Raw genomic sequence first — 17392 nt, forward strand, 5'->3', positions numbered from 1 at the left:
CTAAGGGATTCTTTGCCGCCCGCGCCTCAGCCTTCCGCGCGCCAGTCGCCGGACTTGCCGCCGGTCTTGGTGAGCAGGCGGATGTCGCCGAGCACCATGCCCTTATCGAGCGCCTTGGCCATGTCGTAAAGCGTGAGCAGCGTCACCGACACCGCGGTGAGCGCTTCCATTTCCACCCCGGTCTTGCCCTCGGTGGCGGCAGTGGCGGTGGCGGTGACGCCGGCGTCGTCCAGGTCGAGGTCGATCGCGACGCGGGTGAGGGGCAGGGGATGGCAGAGCGGGATCAGCTCGGACGTCTTCTTCGCCGCCATGATCCCGGCGATCCGCGCGGTGGCGAGCACGTCGCCCTTCTTCACGCTGCCGTCGCGGATCGCGGCGGCCGCCTCCGCCGACATGGTGATGCGGCCGCGCGCCACCGCCTCGCGCGCGGTGACCGCCTTGCCGCCGACATCGACCATGTGCGCGGCGCCGGTTTCGTCGAGGTGGGTGAGCCCGCTCATCCGACCAGCGCCCGCGTCGCCGCCTCGACATCGGCCTGCCGCATCAGCGACTCGCCGATCAGGAAGCATCGAATGTCGTGCTCGGCCATCGCGTCGAGGTCGGCGCGGTTGTTGAGGCCGGACTCCGCCACGAATGTGCAATCCTTGGGTGCATGGCGGACGAGGTCGTACGTTTTCTGCACGTCGACCTCGAAGGTCTTGAGATTGCGGTTGTTCACCCCGATCAACCGCGACCGGAGCTTGAGCGCGCGCTCCAGTTCCTCGGCATCGTGCACCTCGACCAGCGCGTCGATGCCCTGTTCGATCGCCGCTGCCTCGATCTCCGCCATCTGGCCGTCGTCGAGCGCCGAGACGATGATCAGGATCGCATCGGCACCCATCGCGCGCGATTCCTCGACCTGCCACGGGTCGATCAGGAAGTCCTTGCGGATCACCGGCAGATCGCAGGCGGCGCGGGCGGCGACCAGATAGTCCTCGTGGCCCTGGAAATACTCGTGGTCGGTCAGCACCGAGAGGCACGCCGCCCCGCCGGCCGCATAGGCGCGGGCATGAGCAGGCGGATCGAAATCGGCGCGGATCAGACCCTTGGACGGGCTGGCCTTCTTGATCTCGGCGATCAGGCCATAGCCGCCGGCCGCAGCACGCGCGTCGAGCGCCGCCTTGAAGCCGCGCGGCGCGGTGGGCTCGGGCCAGGTGCGCGGGGCGGCCTTGCGGGCGGCGACCTCGGTGCGCTTGGTGGCGATGATCGTGTCGAGAATGGTGCTCATGCGAAGGCGATCCAGCAGTCGAGAAGGGCGTTGGCAAGCCCGTTGTCGAGCATCTCGGCGGCTTCCTCCACCCCGTCCCGAAGGGCATCGGCGCGACCCGCGACCATCAGTGCCGCGGCCGCGTTGAGCAGCACCGCGTCGCGATAGGCGCCGTGCTCGCCCTGGAGAAGGCGGCGCAGGGCAAGGGCGTTATATTCGGGATCGCCGCCGCGGATGGCGGAAAGCGGATGGCGGGGCAGGCCGGCATCCTCGGGGGTGATGCGCGTGGGCAGCTTGGCGCGGCCGACATTGACGACGACGCTCGCCGCCTCGGTAGAAAGCTCGTCGAGCGCATCCTCGCCGGAGACGATCGCCGCCGCTTCGACGCCGAGCTGCTCCAGCGCCTCGGCATAGACAGGGGCGTAATCTGGCCGTGCGATGCCGATCAGCTGGTGGCGGACATGCGCCGGGTTGGCGAGCGGGCCCATCAGGTTGAAGATCGTCCGTCGCCCGATCCGCCGCCGGATCGGTGCGATGCGGCCGAGCGACGGGTGATGGTGCTGCGCGAACAGGAAGGCGATGCCGATTTCGTGCAGGCTTTCCTCGGCGCGCGCGGCGGCGCGATCGAGGTTGAGGCCCAGCGCCTCCAGCGTATCCGCGGCGCCGGCCTTGGAGGAGGCGGCGCGGTTGCCATGCTTGGCCACCGGCACGCCGGCCGCAGCGACGACCAGGCTGACCGCGGTGGAGACGTTCAGCGTGTGATGTCCGTCGCCGCCGGTGCCGCAGACGTCGATCGCGCCCGCGGGGGCGGTGATCGGGATCAGCCGCGCGCGCAGCGCCCGGGCGGCCTCGGCGATTTCGATGCTGGTCTCGCCGCGAACGGAAAGCGCGATCAGGAACGCCTCGATCTCCGCTTCGGGCGCGGTGCCGTCGAGAATGTCGGCGAACGCCTGCGCGGCGGTTTCGCGGGCAAGCGGGGATGACGGATCGGGAAGCAGGCTGAGGCTGGTCACGCCGCCTCTATTCCGGGGCGCGGCCAGCCTGTCGAGCAAATCCTGCTTGGGTGCCTCAGTTGCTCTTCTTCGGCCGGGCGTAGGGGACGAACTCGCCGAGCGACACAAAGCCGCGCGGGAAGAACGAGTTGCGGTCGATCAGCCGCACCGTGTCGATGCTGCACAGCTGCGACCCGAAGGTGTTGGTCACCAGGATCGAATTGTCGTCCAGCTGCTCGGCACCGCCGCGCGGCTGGTTGACGTACAGCGTATTGCCGACGGTGTAGACGATCGCCTTGCCGTCGATGATCTGGCTGGAGCCGGTGCGGACCAGGCTGATGCAGTCGACCGGCTTGCCCGCGACTCGGCCGTCGAGCAGCTTGGCGAGCTGCTGTTCCGGCGTATCGCGGTGGCGAGCGTTGGCGACGGGCGCCGCGAGCAGCGCGGCACCGGCGAGCAGGGTTGCGAGGATCGGTTTCATGGTGTCTCTCCTAGCACGACTGCGATGAACCGAGGCTGAAGCAGGTCAGGCGGTGGCCGTCGCCTCGATGCCGGCCAGGCGCAGGAAGTTGGCGAGCATGGCATGGCCGTGCTCGGTGGCAATACTCTCCGGGTGGAACTGCACGCTGTGGATCGGCAGCGAGGCGTGCCGGAAGCCCATCACCGATCCGTCCTCGGCGGTGGCGTTCACCACCAGGCTCTCGGGAATGTCGGTGACGATCAGCGAGTGATAGCGCGTCGCGGTGAAGGGCGAGGGCAGATCGGTGAACAGCCCGGTCCCGTCATGGGTGACCGGCGAGGTCTTGCCGTGCATCAGCCCGCCGCGCACCACCTTGCCGCCGAAATGCTGGCCGATCGACTGGTGCCCCAGGCACACGCCGAGCAGCGGCTTGCCGAGCTCGGCGCAGGCGGCGACCAGATCGAGGCTGATCCCCGCCTCGTTCGGCGTGCAGGGACCCGGCGAGATCAGGAAGCCCTGCGCATTGCTGGCGATCGCCTCGTTCGCGGTCAGCGCGTCGTTGCGCACCACCTGCACCTCCACGCCCAGCTCCATCAGATAATGGACGAGGTTCCAGGTGAAGCTGTCGTAATTGTCGAGAACGAGGATCATGCGCGCAGACCTAGGCGTTCGCAGCCGCCAGCACAATCCGGCCTTGTGGGCGCCACAGTGCGGCGGCACCGCTGGCTGGGCAGGGACGTTGTGTCACCTTCCAGGAGTATCCCCATGCTTGCCCGCTTGATGCTTGCCACCGCCCTGCTCGCCGCGCCGGCGTTCGCCCAGACCCAGGATCAGACGACGCCGGACGGCCCGCCCAAGCGGGTGCGCAGCATCCTGCTCTATGGCGACCAGAGCTGCCCCAAGCCCGCCGATCCCGACGAGATCGTCGTCTGCTCGAACGCGGGCGATTCGCCCTATCGCATCCCCAAGCGCTTCCGCGATCAGCCCAAGGAAGACGCGCCCTCGACCAGCTGGTCGCGCCGGATGGAAGTGGTGGAGGATTTCAACCGCGCCGGCATGCCCAACAGCTGTTCGCCGGTGGGCAGCGGCGGCCAGACCGGCTGCAGCCGGCAGTTCCTGCAGCAATGGTATCAGGACAAGCTCGACCGCGAAGTGAAGGGCTCGCGCGTTCCCTGATCGGGCGCGGCCCACCTCAACGGTCACACGTCATCCCGGCAAAAGCCGGGATCCATTGGGGTCTCCGTTCCGGCTCTTGCTGAAACCGAGAGGGGACTGGATCCCGGCTTTCGCCGGGATGACGAAGAAGGTGAGGTTTTCCAGTGGTGGGCGGTCCGCCCTATTGCCCGAAGCCTGCCTCGCTGGCCCGCGCGATCGCCTCGCGCGCGGCGGCGAACAGGGCGCCGGACTTGGCCTCGCATTCGCGCTGCTCATAAGCCGGGTCGGAATCGGCGACGATGCCGGCGCCGGCCTGCACGTGCATCACCCCGTCCTTGACCAGCGCGGTGCGCAGCACGATGCACGAATCCATTGATCCGTCAGGCGAGAAATAGCCGACGCCGCCTGCATAGGGCCCGCGCGTCTCGGCCTCCAGCTCGGCAATGACCTCGCAGGCGCGCACCTTCGGGGCGCCGCTCACGGTACCCGCCGGGAAGCCGGCGAACAGCGCGTCGATCGCGTCCGCGTCCTGGCGCAGCTTGCCCACCACGTTGGACACGATGTGCATCACATGGCTGTAGAACTCGACCGTGTAGCTGTCGGTCACCCGCACGCTGCCGGGCGCGGCGGCGCGGCCGACATCGTTGCGGCCGAGATCTAGCAGCATCAGATGCTCTGCACGTTCCTTGGGATCGGCGAGCAGCGACGTGCGATTGGCTTCGTCCTCGGCGGCGGTGCGGCCGCGGGGCCGCGTGCCGGCGATCGGGCGGATGGTGATCTCGCCGTCGCGGGCGCGGACCAGGATCTCCGGGCTCGATCCGGTGAGCGCGAAGCCCGGCAGGTCGAGATGGTAGAGGAAGGGCGAAGGGTTGATCCGCCGCAGCGCGCGGTACAGCTCGAACGGCGGCAGCGGGAAGGGGGCGGTGAAGCGCTGGGCCAGCACCACCTGAAAGATGTCGCCCGCCGCGATATAGTCCTTGGCCGCCGCGACCATTGCGCCATAGCGGCCCTCCGGCAACACCGGCGTCGGCTCAATCGCGAGCGGATCGGCGCGGACCGGCGCGGGCAGCGGCGCGCTGGCGAGCTGCGCGGCGACCGCGTCGATGCGCTCGGCAGCGGCCTCGGGGTCCGCCCCCGGCCAGACCGGCGCGACGAAGAACAGCGTGTCCGCCAGCCGGTCGAACACCAGCAGCACCGTCGGCCGCACGAAGATCATGTCGGGCACGCCGACCGGGCTCTGCGGCGGGCGCGGCAGCTTCTCGACCAGCCCGACCGTTTCGTAGCTGAAATAGCCGACCAGGCAGGCGAGCGCGCGCGGCAGTTCGGCCGGCACGTCCATCCGGCAATCGGCGACCAGCGCGCGGAGCGCCGCCAGCGGGTCCGCCGATACCGGCTCGAATGCGGTGCGGTCGGCGAGCCAGTGGCGGTTGAGCTCGGCCGAAGTCCCGGTCGCGCGGAACACGAGGTCGGGCGCGAGGCCGATCAGGCTGTGCCGCCCGCGCACCGATCCGCCCTCGACCGATTCGAGCAGGAAGTCGCCGCGGCCGGGCTCGATCAGCTTGAGCGCGGCGGCGACCGGCGTTTCGGTATCGGCGACCTGCCGGCGCCAAACCAAAGCGGGCCGGCCGGCGGCAAGCGCGGCGCGGGCGGCGTCGAGGCCCTGGATCACTGGCCGCTGGCGCCCGAGCGCTGCAGGTCGGCGCGGAGGCGGGCGATCGCGGCCTCGTTGCGACGAACCTTGAGTGCGCTCACCAGCGAAGCGGCGAACTGACGCTCATATTCCTGCGCGCCCACCTGGCCCAGCGCCTGGGTGATCGACTGCAGCATCTGCGGGCCCTGCGGATCGCCGGCGACGTTGCCCGGCTGGATCGTGTCGACATAGACGACGTAATAGCCGCCGCGGTTCGGTGCCTCGACCAGACGCGCGGTCTTGGCCGGCATGTCGAACGCCATCTGGATGAAGTTCTCCTTGCCGCGCAGCTCGCTGCGCTTGAAGTCGAACGGCTTGGGCGGGGCGCCCTTGGTCGCACCGACCTCGGCGAGCGCCTGCGCCATCGGCACGCCCTTCTGCAGCTTGGGCAGCATCGCGGTGGCGGCGGCGCGGGCCTTGGCGAGCGCCTGGTCGAGCATATAGTCGGCCTTCACCTTGTCGGTGATCTGGGCGAGCGGACGCGGCGCGGCGGGCACGATCTTCTCGAGCGAGACGAGCGCGAAGCTGCCGTCCTGGCCGATGGGGATCACCTGCGGCTCGTCGCCCGCCTGTTCGAAGCCGAAGCCGGCCTTCATCACCGCGGCGACGGTCGCGTCGGGCTGGTAGGCGGCGTTGTCCGGATCGGTGCCGTTGGCGATCAGCGCGGGGCTGCGCACCGCGGTCAGCTTGGCCTTGGCGACGGCTTCGTCGAAGGTCGCGCCGTCACCCACGGCATCCTCGATCGCCTGGCGCGAATCGGCAAGCAGCGCGGCGAGCTTGCGCTTGGCGACTTCCTCGGTGAGTTCGGCGCGGACCTGGTCAAGCGTGCGGGCGGCGATCTTCTCGACCTTGCTCACGCGGTAGACGAACCAGGCGCCGCCGAGCTGGACGGGACCCTGCATCGCAGTGGCCGGGGCGGCGAAGGCGGCATCGGCGAACGGTGCCGAGACCTGCTTGGCGATAGCAGCCTTGTCGCTGGCGTCGATGGTGCGGGCTTCAAGGCCGGCAGCCTTGGCGGCACCGGCGAGGTCACCGCCCTTGGCGGCTGCCGCTACCTTGGCGGCGACCGACTGGCTGATCGCCTGGACCAGCTCGACGCCGCGCTTCTCGCTGGCGGCGTATTTGGAGGCATCCTTCTTGTAGGCGGCGGCGATCTCGGCCTCGGTCGGCGTGGCCTGCGCCTTCAGCGCATCGGGCTGGGCGAGGGCGTAGCGGAGGATGCGCCGCTCGGGCACCTGATAGCGGCTGCGGTTCTGCGCATAATAGCCGGCGAGCGTGCTGGCGTCGGGCGCGGGGCCCGGGTCCATCGCCAGCGACTGGACGAAGCCGACGATGCCGGTGCGGCGCTCGAGCAGCGTGGCGACATAGGGGGTCACCACGCCGGCGGGGGCAGGCGCGCGCAGGGCGACGGGGCCGACCAGCCAGGCGGCATAGCGCTGCGTGGTCATGCCCTCGCGGAACACTGCCGGGGTGAGCTGATTCTGCGCGAGCAGCTGCTCGAAGGTCTGCTGGCTGAACTTCCCGTCCATGCCTGCGAACTGCGGGTTGTTGGCGATGTCGGTATCGATCAGCTTCTTGCCGACCGCCATGCCGTTCTGGTTGGCGAACGCTTCCATCGCGGCGGTGTTGACGGCGTCGTTCAGCGCGGCCTCGAACCCGCCCTGCGCCAGCAGCTGCGCCATCGTGATCTTCTGGCCCTGCGCCTGCGCGTTGCGGACATAGCGCTCCAGCCGGTCGCGAACCTGCTGCTCGGTCACCTTCTCGCCGGCCACGGTCGCCAGCGCGCCGCTGCTGCCGGTGATCCCCTGGCGCATGCCGGTGACGTCACTCGCCGCAAAGGCGATCGCGAGCAGGCCCAGGAAGATGAAGACGATGATCAGGCCGTAGCGCGACTTGGTGAAGTTCCGGAAGGCGTTGAGCATGGAGAGCCGTTCGTTCGAGGAATTTGGGCCCGCTTTAGGGCGGGTATCGCGTGCCTTCAAGCTTGTGCCGCGCGGCGCAATCGGTATCGACTGTGCCGAAACATTCGGGGAGTGATGAATGCGCCGCAAGCTGGTCGCTGGAAACTGGAAGATGCACGGCATGCGTTCGCATTTGCGCGAGATCGAGGCGATCGCCGCTGCGGCACGGGCGCATCCCGAAGTCGACGCACTGCTGTGCGTGCCGTTCACGCTGATCACGGCTGCGGCAGACGTCGCCCGCGACTTCACCATCGGCGCGCAGGACGTGCACGAGAATGACTATGGCGCGCACACCGGCAACGTCTCCGCGCCGATGCTGGTGGAGGCAGGCGCCAAGGTGGTGATCGTCGGCCATTCCGAGCGCCGCGCCGACCATGCCGAGACCAGCCACCACACTTGGGCCAAGGCGGCCGCCGCCCGCCGCCATGGTCTCAACGTGATCCTGTGTTGCGGCGAGACGGAGGCGGAGCACGATGCCGGCCGGGCCGAGCGCATCGTCCAGTCGCAGATCGAGAAGTCGCTGCCCGATGGCGCCTCGCCAGACTGGCTGACCATTGCCTATGAGCCGCGCTGGGCGATCGGCACCGGCAAGACGCCGACGCTCGACGAGATCGCGACGATGCACGCCATCCTGCGCGCCAAGCTGCGCGGCATGATCGGGCCCTCGGCCAACGACATGCGGATCCTCTACGGGGGTTCGGTGAGCGGCGCCAATGCCGCTGCCATTCTCGCCGTGGACGATGTCGACGGCGCGCTGGTCGGCGGGGCCAGCCTCACCGCCGCCAAATTCGTGCCGATCATCGAGGCGGCGGCGCAAATAGCGACGGCGGATTAACCTGTTGTCGGGGGTCTGGCGCTACAAGGCCTCCATGTTGCCGCGGATTCACCTCGTACGTTCGGGAAGGACCAAGCTCGACCGGGCGATCCTGACCGAGCAATATCGGGTGCTGGGGCAGCAGATCCCGCTGATGTACACCCTCGTCTTCCTCGACGCGGTGTTCCTCGGCTTCGCCTCCTATGGCTCGGTGTCGCCGCGGCTTAGCGTGGTAGCACCGATCCTGCTCGGCTTCGCCGCAGCCGTTCGCAGCGTTCTGTGGCTCACGCGGCGTGGCGACGCTGCGCCGAGCCTGCGAAAGATCCGCCGCTATCTGGTCGGCACGATCATCGCCGGCGCGTTGCTCAGCCTGGCTTTCGGAGGCTGGGCGCTGATCCTGTTCATGGAGGCGGATCTGGCGCGGCGCACCTGCATCGCGCTCTATATCTTCATCGGCGCGATCACCTGCTGCTATTGTCTGCAGACGTTTCCGGTCGCGGCCTGGCTGGTAATGGGATTCGGCGCCTCACCGGTGATCCTGTGCCTGATCGCCTCAGGGGACCGCTTCCTCATTGGCCTGGGCATCAACATCATTCTGGTCTCCGCCGTCGTGTTGCGGATGTTCGGGGCGACTCATGCCGGGTTCGTTGACGTGCTTGCCTCGCGCGCCGAGATGGCAGCCGGCCAGCGCCGCGCCCGGCTCGCCGAGCAGCGCGCGCACCAGCTCGCCTATCACGATCCGCTGACCGGCCTGCCCAACCGCCGTGCGCTCACCGAATATCTCCGCGGCGCCGAGCCACACCGCTTCGGGCTGATGCTGGTCGATCTCGACCGCTTCAAGTCGATCAACGACGTGCATGGGCACCCGATCGGCGACCAGCTGCTCCGCGCCGTCGCCGGGCGGCTGAGCTGGGTGGTGGGCGAGGGCGGCCGCAGCTACCGGCTGGGCGGCGACGAGTTCGCGATCACCCTGCCGTTCGACGGCGACGATCTCGATCGGGTGCGCAGCGTCGCCCACGCCATCGTGCGTGAGGTGGCGCGGCCGTTCCTGATCGACGAGCGCATGCATCATATCGGCGCCAGCGTCGGCATCGCGCTCTATCCGGAGGACGCGTCCGACGCGGACACGCTGATGCGCCGCGCCGATGTCGCGCTCTACCAGGCTAAGGAGGCGGGCCGCGGCTGCTACTGCGCCTTTGCCAGCCAGATGGATGCCGAGATCCGCCGTCGCTCGACGATCGAAGCGGAGATGCGCGACGGGCTGACCCAGGGCCTGTTCTACCCGCGCTACCAGCCGATCATCGACCTGCGCACCGGCCATGTCACCGGCTTCGAACTGCTTGCCCGCTGGCGGCGCGAGGATGCCGAGATCGGGCCCGACCAGTTCATCCCGATCGCCGAGGAGTGCGGGTTGCTCAACACCCTCATGCTCGACCTGCTCGACCGCGCCTGTTCGGAGACACGCGACTGGGCGGTGCCGGCGAGCATCGCGATCAACATCTCGCCCGGCCAGCTGCGCGACGACTGGTTGAGCCACAAGATCCTATCGGTCCTCGCCCGCACCGGTTTCCCGCCGCAGCGCCTGACCGTGGAGATCACCGAAAATGCGCTGATCGTCGATGCCGAGAAGGCGCACCACGCGATCGAGTCGCTCAAGAACCAAGGCGTGCAGCTGGCGCTCGACGATTTCGGTACCGGCTATGCCTCGATCCAGCACCTGCGCATGCTACCGTTCGACAAGATCAAGATCGACCGTTCGTTCGTCGAGTCGCTGAGCGAGAGCACCGAAAAGCTGCGGATCGTCCGCGCCATCCTCGGCTTGGCCAGCACGCTGGAACTGCCGGTGGTCGCCGAGGGGATCGAGACGCTGGAGACGGCCGAAATGCTGCGCGCGCTAGGCTGCGCGCAGGGGCAGGGCTATCTGTTCGGCCGCCCGATGGACAAGGAAGAAGTCGAGCGCTGGCTCGCCGACGGCGTGATGCCGCCGGCGGCCGAAGCGCTTATCCGCCGTAGCGGTCCTTGAGCACCTTCCAGGTGGCGCGCAGGCTCACCGCCTCGGCGCCCTTGGGCCGGCCCGGCTTGGCGCTGCCGTTCCAGCAGAAGATATCGAAATGGGCCCATTGGGCCTTGGCCGGCACGAATTCCTTCAGGAACAGCGCCGCGGTGATCGCGCCGCCGAACGGACCCTCGGCCGCGTTGACCATGTCCGCCACGTCCGACTTCAGCAGATCCTTGTAGGGATCGTAGAGCGGCATCCGCCAGATCGGATCGGCCTCTTCCTCGCCGGCCGCGAGGATCTCGGCTGCCAGCGTATCGTCATTGGCGAACAGCGCCTGGAGGTCGGCGCCCAGTGCCACCCGCGCGGCCCCGGTCAGCGTGGCGAAGTCGAACACCAGCTCGGGGTTCTTCTCCTCGGCCTTGGTGAGTGCGTCGCCCAGGATCAGACGACCTTCGGCATCGGTGTTGCTGTTCTCGACGGTGATGCCCTTGCGCGAGATCATCACGTCGCCCGGGCGGGTCGCCTCGCCCGAGATCGAGTTCTCGACCGCCGGCACCAGCATGTGGAGGCGAACCGGCAGCTTGTTCTGCATGACCAGCTCGGCGAGCGCGAGGGCGTGGGCGGCACCGCCCATGTCCTTCTTCATCAGCCGCATGCCGGCCGCGGGCTTGATGTCGAGACCACCGCTGTCGAAGCACACGCCCTTGCCGATGATCGCGATGCGCGGATGCTCGGGATTGCCCCATTCGAGCTCGATCAGCCGCGGCTCGCGGCCCTTGCCGGCGGCCTGGCCGACGGCGTGGAGCATGCCATAGCCCTGCTCCAGTTCGTCGCCCTTCACCACCGTGAAGGTGGCGCCATAGGCCTTGGCGAGCTCGGCGCCGGCATCTTCCAGGTCGGCGGGGCTCATGTCGTTGGCGCCGGTGTTGATCCGGTCGCGCAGCTTGAAGGTGACGGCGGCCATGCGCACCGCCTCTTCCATCTTCACCGGATCGGCGGTGAGCAGCACGCGCGGGCCCTGCGCCTTGGGATCGGCCTTCTTGTAGCGATCGAACTTGTACTGCGCGGCGAGCCAGCCATAGATCGCCTTGCCGGGCTCGACACCCTCTACGCGGTAGCTGCCCTCGGGCAGCGTCTCGGCCAGCTTGGCGAGACACCAGGGGCCGAGCTTCTCGACATTGGCGACGACCGAGACGACCGACCAGTCCTCGGGCGCGTCGCCGGGCAGAATCGCGCTCGAATGGGCCGAGCCGCTGAGCTTCTGCGCGGCGGCGGCGGCGCGGTGGCGCGGCGCCTGCGCGGCGAGCCAGGCGTCATAGCCCTTGGCGTCGATCAGGTGGATGGTGCGAGCGGCCTGGCCGCGATCGGGCTGAACGAGCGTGTTGAGATCCGTCATGCGCCTGATCTAGGACGCCGCGCGCCCCGCGCCTAGCCCGGACCCCCCTGGTTTTTTGGCCAGGGGGTGCCGGATCACTTCGCCGCGGGCAGCAGCGTCTTCCACCGCGCGTCGAGCCTGGCCTGTGCATGGTCGCGCTTCACCTTCGCGACCAGCGAGATGCCGCGCAGCGTGACGCTGTGGCCGCCGAGGAACTTGCCGGAGATGGTATAGCCAACGTCGTACAGCGCCACGTCCTCGTGCGGATCGCCGTCCGCCAGGAACTGGGTGACGATCACCACCGGCAGCCGCTCGTCGCCGCGGCTGTTGTCGGGCAACCCGGCGGCCTCGCGCGCCTTGACCAGCGCATGCTCGAACCAGCCGCCCTCGATGCGCGGCTCGCCGGTGGTCGCGGCAGGCGAGACGTCCAGCGCCGTCGGGAACAGGATGGTCTGGCTCTGCACCGATTGCTCGGGCGCTGCGGGCTTGAGCGCCAGCGTTTGCTTGCCGCCATCGGCCGCGACCAGCACCAGCTTGGCCACCTTGGCGGAGGCACGCTGTTCGGTCGCCGCCTTCTCGGCCTTGGTCTCGCGGCGTTCGTTCCAGTTGTTCCACAGCGTCAGGCCGGAGATCAGCACCGCAGCGACGCCCAGCACCTCGCCCAGCGTGATCCAGCGCTTACGTACCTTGGCAGCTTCGGCGCGGTCCTTGGCGCGGCTTTCGGCTTCGTCGCTCATCGCGGCATCACCAGGAACTGCTCGAACTTGCCCTCGGCGCCGGGCTCGGCATAGGTCACCGCGACCAGCATGCGATCCTTGTAGCGGATCATGTAGTTGCGGTTGACGAACCCGCCGCGCAGCCGCGGCTTGCCGATCGGGGTGAAGGAGGTCGGCTCGCCGAGCGGGGCGAGGCTGGTGCGGTAGTCGCCGAGTGCGGTGCCATCGAAATAATAGTTGGCGTCGTCGGTCATCAGGCTGCGATCGGGCGTGCCGGCGCGGAGCTGGTCGAACAGTTTCCGCGCGAGCGCATCGCGCTGCTGATCCAGCGTCAGCGCCGCCGGCTGCTGGGCAACGGGCAGCAGCAGATCGCGGATGCCTTGGGCGATCACGTCCTGCGCCCCGCCGAAATCGGCGCTGACCAGCGAGACGACGGCGAATTTCTCCTCGGGGATTACCACGTTGCTCGACAGGAAGCCGACCGCCTCACCGCCGTGCGAGATCTGCTTCTTGCCGCCATACTCGCCCAGCGACACGCCGAGACCGTAATGGGTGGGAGAATCGTCGGCCAGCTTCACCTCGGTTTCCTGCGCCGCCCAGTCCTCGGGGGTCAGCACCTTGCGATCGATGCGGGCGATGTCCCATTTGGCGAGATCGGCGGCGCTCATCGCCAGCTCGCCGGCGGCCCAGAGCCAGCCGTCGGCCGCGGGCTTGGCAGGGCGCACGGGACCCAGCGCATAGCGGTGCGTGCCCTGCGGGAAGCCCTTGCCGATTGCCCTGTCCTGGTCAATCGCCTGCATGCCCAGCGGCTTGAAGATCTTCGCCTGGAGATAGTCGAGCAGCTTCTTGCCCGAGGCCTTCTCGATGATCATGCCGGCGACGACATAGCCGGTGTTCGAATATTGCCAGGCGGTGCCGGGGGCGAAGTCGAGCGGCTTCTTGGCCCAGCGATCGACGATCTGCTGCGGCGTCACCGCCGTCTCCATCGCCTTGAAGCTATAGTCCTGCGGCCAGTAATCCTGCAGGCCGGCAGTGTGGCTGAGCAACTGGCGGATGGTGATCTTGTCGGCATCGGTGACGTCCGGCACCCATTTCGACACCTTGTCGTCGAGGCTCAGCTTGCCCTCGTCCTCCAGCAGCAGGATCGCCGCGGCGGTGAACTGCTTGGAGATCGACGCGATCTGATACTTCGCGTTCACGTCCGGGCCCTTGGCGATGCCGGGCCCCTGGTCGCCATAGGCCTTGGTGAACACGATCTTGCCGTCCCGCACGATCGCGATCGAGGCGGAGGGCACGCCGCTGCTCTTCAGCGCGTCGGCCACGATCGAGTCGACCTTGGCGGTCTGCTCCGCGGTGAGCTGCTGGGCGGCGGAGGGGGTGGCGATCAGCAGGGTGGCGGCAAGGGCGGAACGGAACATCGGGCCTCCGGGAGATGGTCCCAGGGGCTTAGCGCCGCCCGCGCACCCTGCCAACGCAGATCAGCCCATCGGTACGCCGTAGAGGTCGTGCTCGTCTGCGTCCTCGATCAGCACGGGCACGATGTCGCCCTGCTCCAGATGCCCGGCGTCGCGCAGGAAGACTTCGCCATCGATCTCGGGCGCGTCGGCCTGGCTGCGGCCGGTGGCGCCGCCGTCCTCGTCGACCGCATCGATGATCACTTCCAGCTTGCGGCCGATCTTCGCCTGGAGCTTGGCGGCGCTGATCGCGGCGGTCTTCTCCATGATCCGGGCATAGCGCTCTTCCTTGACTTCCTCCGGCACGGCGCCGGGGAGGTCATTGGCCGAGGCACCCTCGACCGGCTCGAAGCGGAACGCGCCGACGCGGTCGAGCTGGGCTTCGTCGAGCCAGTCGAGCAGGTACTGGAAGTCCCCTTCGGTCTCGCCGGGGAAGCCGACGACGAAGGTCGAGCGGATCGTGATGTCCGGGGCGATTGCGCGCCACCCGCGTAGCCGCTCGAGCACCTTGGCCTCGTTCGCCGGCCGCTTCATCGCGCGCAGCACGTTGGGCGCCGCATGCTGGAACGGGATATCGAGATAGGGGAGCACCAGCCCCTCCGCCATCAGCGGGATGACCTGATCGACATGGGGGTAGGGGTAGACATAGTGCAGCCGCACCCAGGGGGCGATCTGGCCGAGCTCGCGGGCGAGGTCGGTCATGTGCGGCACCACCTCACGGCCCTTCCAGGCACGCGGTTCCTTGCGGATGTCGATGCCGTAGGCCGAGGTATCCTGGCTGATGACCAGCAGTTCCTTGGTGCCGGCCGCGACCAGCTTCTCCGCCTCGCGCAGGATGGCGTCGGGGCGGCGGCTGACGAGGTCGCCGCGCAGCGACGGGATGATGCAGAAGCTGCAGCGATGGTTGCAGCCTTCCGAGATCTTCAGATAGCTATAGTGGCGCGGGGTGAGCTTGAGCCCGCTGTCCGGCACCAGGTTGACGAAGGGCGAGGGCGGCATCGGTGCCGCGGTGTGCACCGCGCCGACCACTTCCTCATATTGATGCGCGCCGGTGACCGCGAGCACGTTGGGGAAGCGGGCGCGGATCACCTCGGCTTCCTTGCCCATGCAGCCGGTGACGATCACGCGGCCGTTCTCGGCGATCGCCTCGCCGATCGCCTCGAGCGATTCCTCCTTGGCGCTATCCAGGAAGCCGCACGTGTTCACCAGCACGACGTCCGCGCCGGCATAGTCCGGCGACAGCGCATAGCCGTCCGAACGGAGCTTCGTGAGGATACGCTCGGAGTCGACCAGATTCTTGGGACAGCCGAGCGACACCATGCCCACCTTGGGGGCTTCGGGGAGTCGCGTTGCCATGATCGGATGCGCACATAGGGAAGGACGGGCCGAATTGCTAGCCGGGCGCTGTCCCACGGCTGGAAGCGGAGCGCGCGGGGTGCTCGCCACCTCTCGTCGCCGGGGCGTCCGCGGATGGTAAGGGTTTCACTTTGCAACGTTGAATAGTCTCGCCAGCACAGTCGTGCCTCCATATGTGCGCTATATTGAAGGCAGATCGAGGCCGGGTGCCCTAGGGAATGCAGCAGCTGGAAATGGTTTTGCATGCCGGAACGCTGATTGCCGTGAATGCGCTGATCTCGCTGTTGTCGAGCTTCGTCTTCCTTTTGGCCTATTGGATCCGACCGCGGTTCGTACCACCCTATAGCCTGCTTGCCTGGTGTATCGCCTATTTGGCGTTCGCCGCCGGCTTCGGCGTCCTGATGCTGCCGGCCTTCGCGATTTCGCTGCCTCGGCTGGGCCTTTTCGGCAATCTTCTGATCGATCTGGGGGCGGCTCTTAATTTTGCGGCCGTGCATCTCTACCTGAAGCGGCCGCGGATCGAGTTGTGGATCCTGGTTCCGGCTCTGCTGCTTGCGATGATCGAAGTCGCCTATGTCCTGTCGCACTTCGAGAATATGCGCGTGATGGTGGCGCTGGGCTGTGCCGTGCGCGGCATCCTCACCGTCGGTGCGGCCCTAGCGTTGTGGCAATGTCTCGACGACTCGCGCCGTCCGGTCGCGCGGCTGGCAGGGGCCATCCACGCGATCTGGGCGCTGGTTCTACTCGTTCGAATGCTCTGGTGGGTGTTCAACCCCGCCGCCGACGGCGACTGGGATCCGACGACGTCGTTCGGCCTGACTGCGCGGCTGGTTCTCACCTGCGCGATCACCCCGTGCTTCCTTTGGATGCTCACCCGCCAGCTCGATGCCGAATTGCTCCGCTATGCGTCGCGCGATCCGCTGACGGGCCTCGTCAATCGACGCGTCATCTGGGAGCAGGGCTTGGCGCGGACGGCACAGGCGACCCGGCAGCGCCGCGCGGTTGCGGCGCTCATGATCGACGTCGATCACTTCAAGAAGGTGAATGACGGCTGGGGGCACGCCGCCGGCGACGCGGTCCTGCGCGCGGTCGCCCATGCGCTTTCGGAAACGGTATCGCCGGGGGATGTGGTCGGCCGGGTGGGCGGCGAGGAATTCCTGGTGCTGCCGGCGCATCCCGGCACGGCAGCGGCGCTGGCGGAGCGGCTGCGCGCGGCGGTGGCGGATCTGCAGATCCCGGTTGGGGACGGTGAAGTGCTCCAGTGCACCATCAGCTTGGGCCATGCCGAGGCGCCGAATGGGAACGGCACATGGCAGCGACTGGTCAACGAGGCCGACCACGCGCTATATGCGGCAAAGCAGGGCGGGCGGAACCGGGTCGTTTCGGTAATGATGCCGGCCTTGCAGGCAGCAGATGCAGACAGCGCCGTCGCGCTGGCCTGAAGCCTGCGGCCTTTACGGATAAAAGCGGACCGCCGATAGGTTTACCGCGACACCAGCATTTCCCGGGAGATATCGTCATGACCGTGACCACCGCCGAGCCTGTCCAGCTGCCGACCCGCTCCGGGCTCGTCATCGACGTTCGCACCGTGCGTCCCGACGACGAGGCGCTGCTCAAGGACTTTTTCGATCACGTCTCGAACGAGGATCGCCGCTTCCGCTTCTTCACCGCGGCACCGCAGCTCCAGCCGCATCAGGCCAAGGCGCTGATCGAGGTCGATCATCACAAGACCGAGAGCTATCTGGCGTTCACTCCCGAAGGCGAGCTGGTCGGCTCGGGCATGCTCGCATGCGACGACGCGATGGAGACGGCCGAAGTCGCGATCTCGATCCGCGCCGACCGCAAGGGGCAGGGGGTGGGCTGGAGCCTGCTCAACTATATCACCGCCGAAGCCAAGGCGCGGGGCGTGAAGCGGCTCCAGTCGATCGAGAGCCGCGAGAACCACCTCGCGATTGAGCTGGAGCGCGAGATGGGCTTCGTTGCCCGCGAGGTCGAGGGCGATCCCAGCGTGGTGCTGCTCGAAACGGTGTTCTGATCCCGGATCCCTCTCTCCATCGGGAAGAGGGAGGGGCCCGCCGCCGGAGGCGGTGGGAGGGAGAGGGGGCTGTTCATGCAGCGTAGCTGCGCGAGGCTGCGCCTCGCTCACCCTCTCCAAGCTTCGCTAAGGCGGCACG

General features: G+C 68.1%; 16 protein-coding genes. 5 read left to right on the plus strand and 11 right to left on the minus strand.

The window, feature by feature from the left end; all coding sequences use genetic code 11:
• Window positions 1-26 precede the first annotated feature (26 nt).
• From moaC to ABIC65_RS00645, 5 genes are read right to left on the minus strand one after another with little or no spacing between them, the layout of a single operon-like run.
• The gene (moaC, locus tag ABIC65_RS00625) at window positions 27-500 is read right to left on the minus strand and encodes a cyclic pyranopterin monophosphate synthase MoaC (RefSeq protein WP_354306274.1); all 474 of its coding nucleotides are present in this window, start codon (window positions 498-500) and stop codon (window positions 27-29) included.
• Window positions 497-1267, minus strand: coding sequence for an indole-3-glycerol phosphate synthase TrpC (gene trpC, locus ABIC65_RS00630; protein WP_354306275.1), 771 nt, complete (start codon window positions 1265-1267; stop codon window positions 497-499). Before trpC ends, moaC begins: the two co-directional genes overlap by 4 nt.
• Window positions 1264-2259 carry an anthranilate phosphoribosyltransferase gene (gene trpD / locus ABIC65_RS00635; RefSeq protein ID WP_354306276.1) on the minus strand — a complete coding sequence of 332 codons (996 nt, stop codon included), beginning with the start codon at window positions 2257-2259 and terminating at the stop codon, window positions 1264-1266. The genes trpC and trpD overlap by 4 nt, the downstream gene beginning before the upstream one ends.
• 55 nt (window positions 2260-2314) lie before the next feature.
• Complete coding sequence (locus ABIC65_RS00640) at window positions 2315-2719, minus strand: hypothetical protein (RefSeq protein ID WP_354306277.1); 405 nt, start codon at window positions 2717-2719, stop codon at window positions 2315-2317.
• A 45-nt stretch (window positions 2720-2764) separates the two neighbouring features.
• Window positions 2765-3349 carry an anthranilate synthase component II gene (locus ABIC65_RS00645; RefSeq protein ID WP_354306279.1) on the minus strand — a complete coding sequence of 195 codons (585 nt, stop codon included), beginning with the start codon at window positions 3347-3349 and terminating at the stop codon, window positions 2765-2767.
• A gap of 114 nt (window positions 3350-3463) precedes the next feature.
• Here ABIC65_RS00645 and ABIC65_RS00650 point away from each other — a divergent pair, with 114 nt between their 5' ends.
• The gene (locus tag ABIC65_RS00650) at window positions 3464-3874 is read left to right on the plus strand and encodes a hypothetical protein (RefSeq protein WP_354306280.1); all 411 of its coding nucleotides are present in this window, start codon (window positions 3464-3466) and stop codon (window positions 3872-3874) included.
• 160 nt (window positions 3875-4034) lie between these two features.
• On the opposite strand, the gene ABIC65_RS00655 is transcribed toward ABIC65_RS00650, so the two are convergent.
• Window positions 4035-5522, minus strand: a complete 1488-nt coding sequence (locus ABIC65_RS00655; RefSeq protein WP_354306281.1) for an anthranilate synthase component I family protein — start codon at window positions 5520-5522, stop codon at window positions 4035-4037.
• Complete coding sequence (locus ABIC65_RS00660; RefSeq protein ID WP_354306282.1) at window positions 5519-7465, minus strand: peptidylprolyl isomerase; 1947 nt, start codon at window positions 7463-7465, stop codon at window positions 5519-5521. Before ABIC65_RS00660 ends, ABIC65_RS00655 begins: the two co-directional genes overlap by 4 nt.
• A 118-nt stretch (window positions 7466-7583) precedes the next feature.
• On the opposite strand from ABIC65_RS00660, the gene tpiA reads away from it, so the two are divergent.
• Both tpiA and ABIC65_RS00670 read left to right on the plus strand, forming a co-directional pair.
• Complete coding sequence (tpiA, locus tag ABIC65_RS00665) at window positions 7584-8339, plus strand: triose-phosphate isomerase (RefSeq protein ID WP_354306283.1); 756 nt, start codon at window positions 7584-7586, stop codon at window positions 8337-8339.
• 34 nt (window positions 8340-8373) lie between these two features.
• Entirely contained in the window at window positions 8374-10341 is a 1968-nt protein-coding gene (locus ABIC65_RS00670; RefSeq protein WP_354306284.1) for a putative bifunctional diguanylate cyclase/phosphodiesterase, read from the plus strand.
• Here the strand turns inward: ABIC65_RS00670 and ABIC65_RS00675 are convergent.
• The 4 genes from ABIC65_RS00675 to rimO all read right to left on the minus strand — a co-directional run bounded on the left by ABIC65_RS00675 (window position 10319) and on the right by rimO (window position 15218).
• Window positions 10319-11713 (minus strand): leucyl aminopeptidase family protein, encoded by a 1395-nt coding sequence (locus ABIC65_RS00675; RefSeq protein WP_354306285.1) that lies wholly within the window; start codon window positions 11711-11713, stop codon window positions 10319-10321. The genes ABIC65_RS00670 and ABIC65_RS00675 overlap by 23 nt on opposite strands.
• Before the next feature lie 74 nt (window positions 11714-11787).
• Window positions 11788-12429, minus strand: coding sequence for a hypothetical protein (locus ABIC65_RS00680; protein WP_354306286.1), 642 nt, complete (start codon window positions 12427-12429; stop codon window positions 11788-11790).
• Window positions 12426-13826: a serine hydrolase domain-containing protein gene (locus ABIC65_RS00685; RefSeq protein ID WP_354306287.1), complete on the minus strand. Its 1401-nt coding sequence runs from the start codon at window positions 13824-13826 to the stop codon at window positions 12426-12428. The genes ABIC65_RS00680 and ABIC65_RS00685 overlap by 4 nt, the downstream gene beginning before the upstream one ends.
• A gap of 60 nt (window positions 13827-13886) precedes the next feature.
• Window positions 13887-15218 (minus strand): 30S ribosomal protein S12 methylthiotransferase RimO, encoded by a 1332-nt coding sequence (gene rimO, locus ABIC65_RS00690; RefSeq protein WP_354306288.1) that lies wholly within the window; start codon window positions 15216-15218, stop codon window positions 13887-13889.
• 218 nt (window positions 15219-15436) lie between these two features.
• Between rimO and ABIC65_RS00695 the strand changes: the two genes are divergently transcribed.
• Both ABIC65_RS00695 and ABIC65_RS00700 read left to right on the plus strand, forming a co-directional pair.
• On the plus strand, window positions 15437-16660 hold the full coding sequence (locus ABIC65_RS00695) for a GGDEF domain-containing protein (protein WP_354306289.1): 1224 nt from the start codon (window positions 15437-15439) through the stop codon (window positions 16658-16660).
• 77 nt (window positions 16661-16737) lie between these two features.
• Window positions 16738-17253 (plus strand): GNAT family N-acetyltransferase, encoded by a 516-nt coding sequence (locus ABIC65_RS00700; RefSeq protein ID WP_354306290.1) that lies wholly within the window; start codon window positions 16738-16740, stop codon window positions 17251-17253.
• Window positions 17254-17392 lie beyond the last annotated feature (139 nt).

The sequence above is a fragment of the Sphingomonas trueperi genome (genome assembly GCF_040545665.1).
Classification (GTDB): Bacteria; Pseudomonadota; Alphaproteobacteria; order Sphingomonadales; family Sphingomonadaceae; genus Sphingomonas; species Sphingomonas trueperi_B.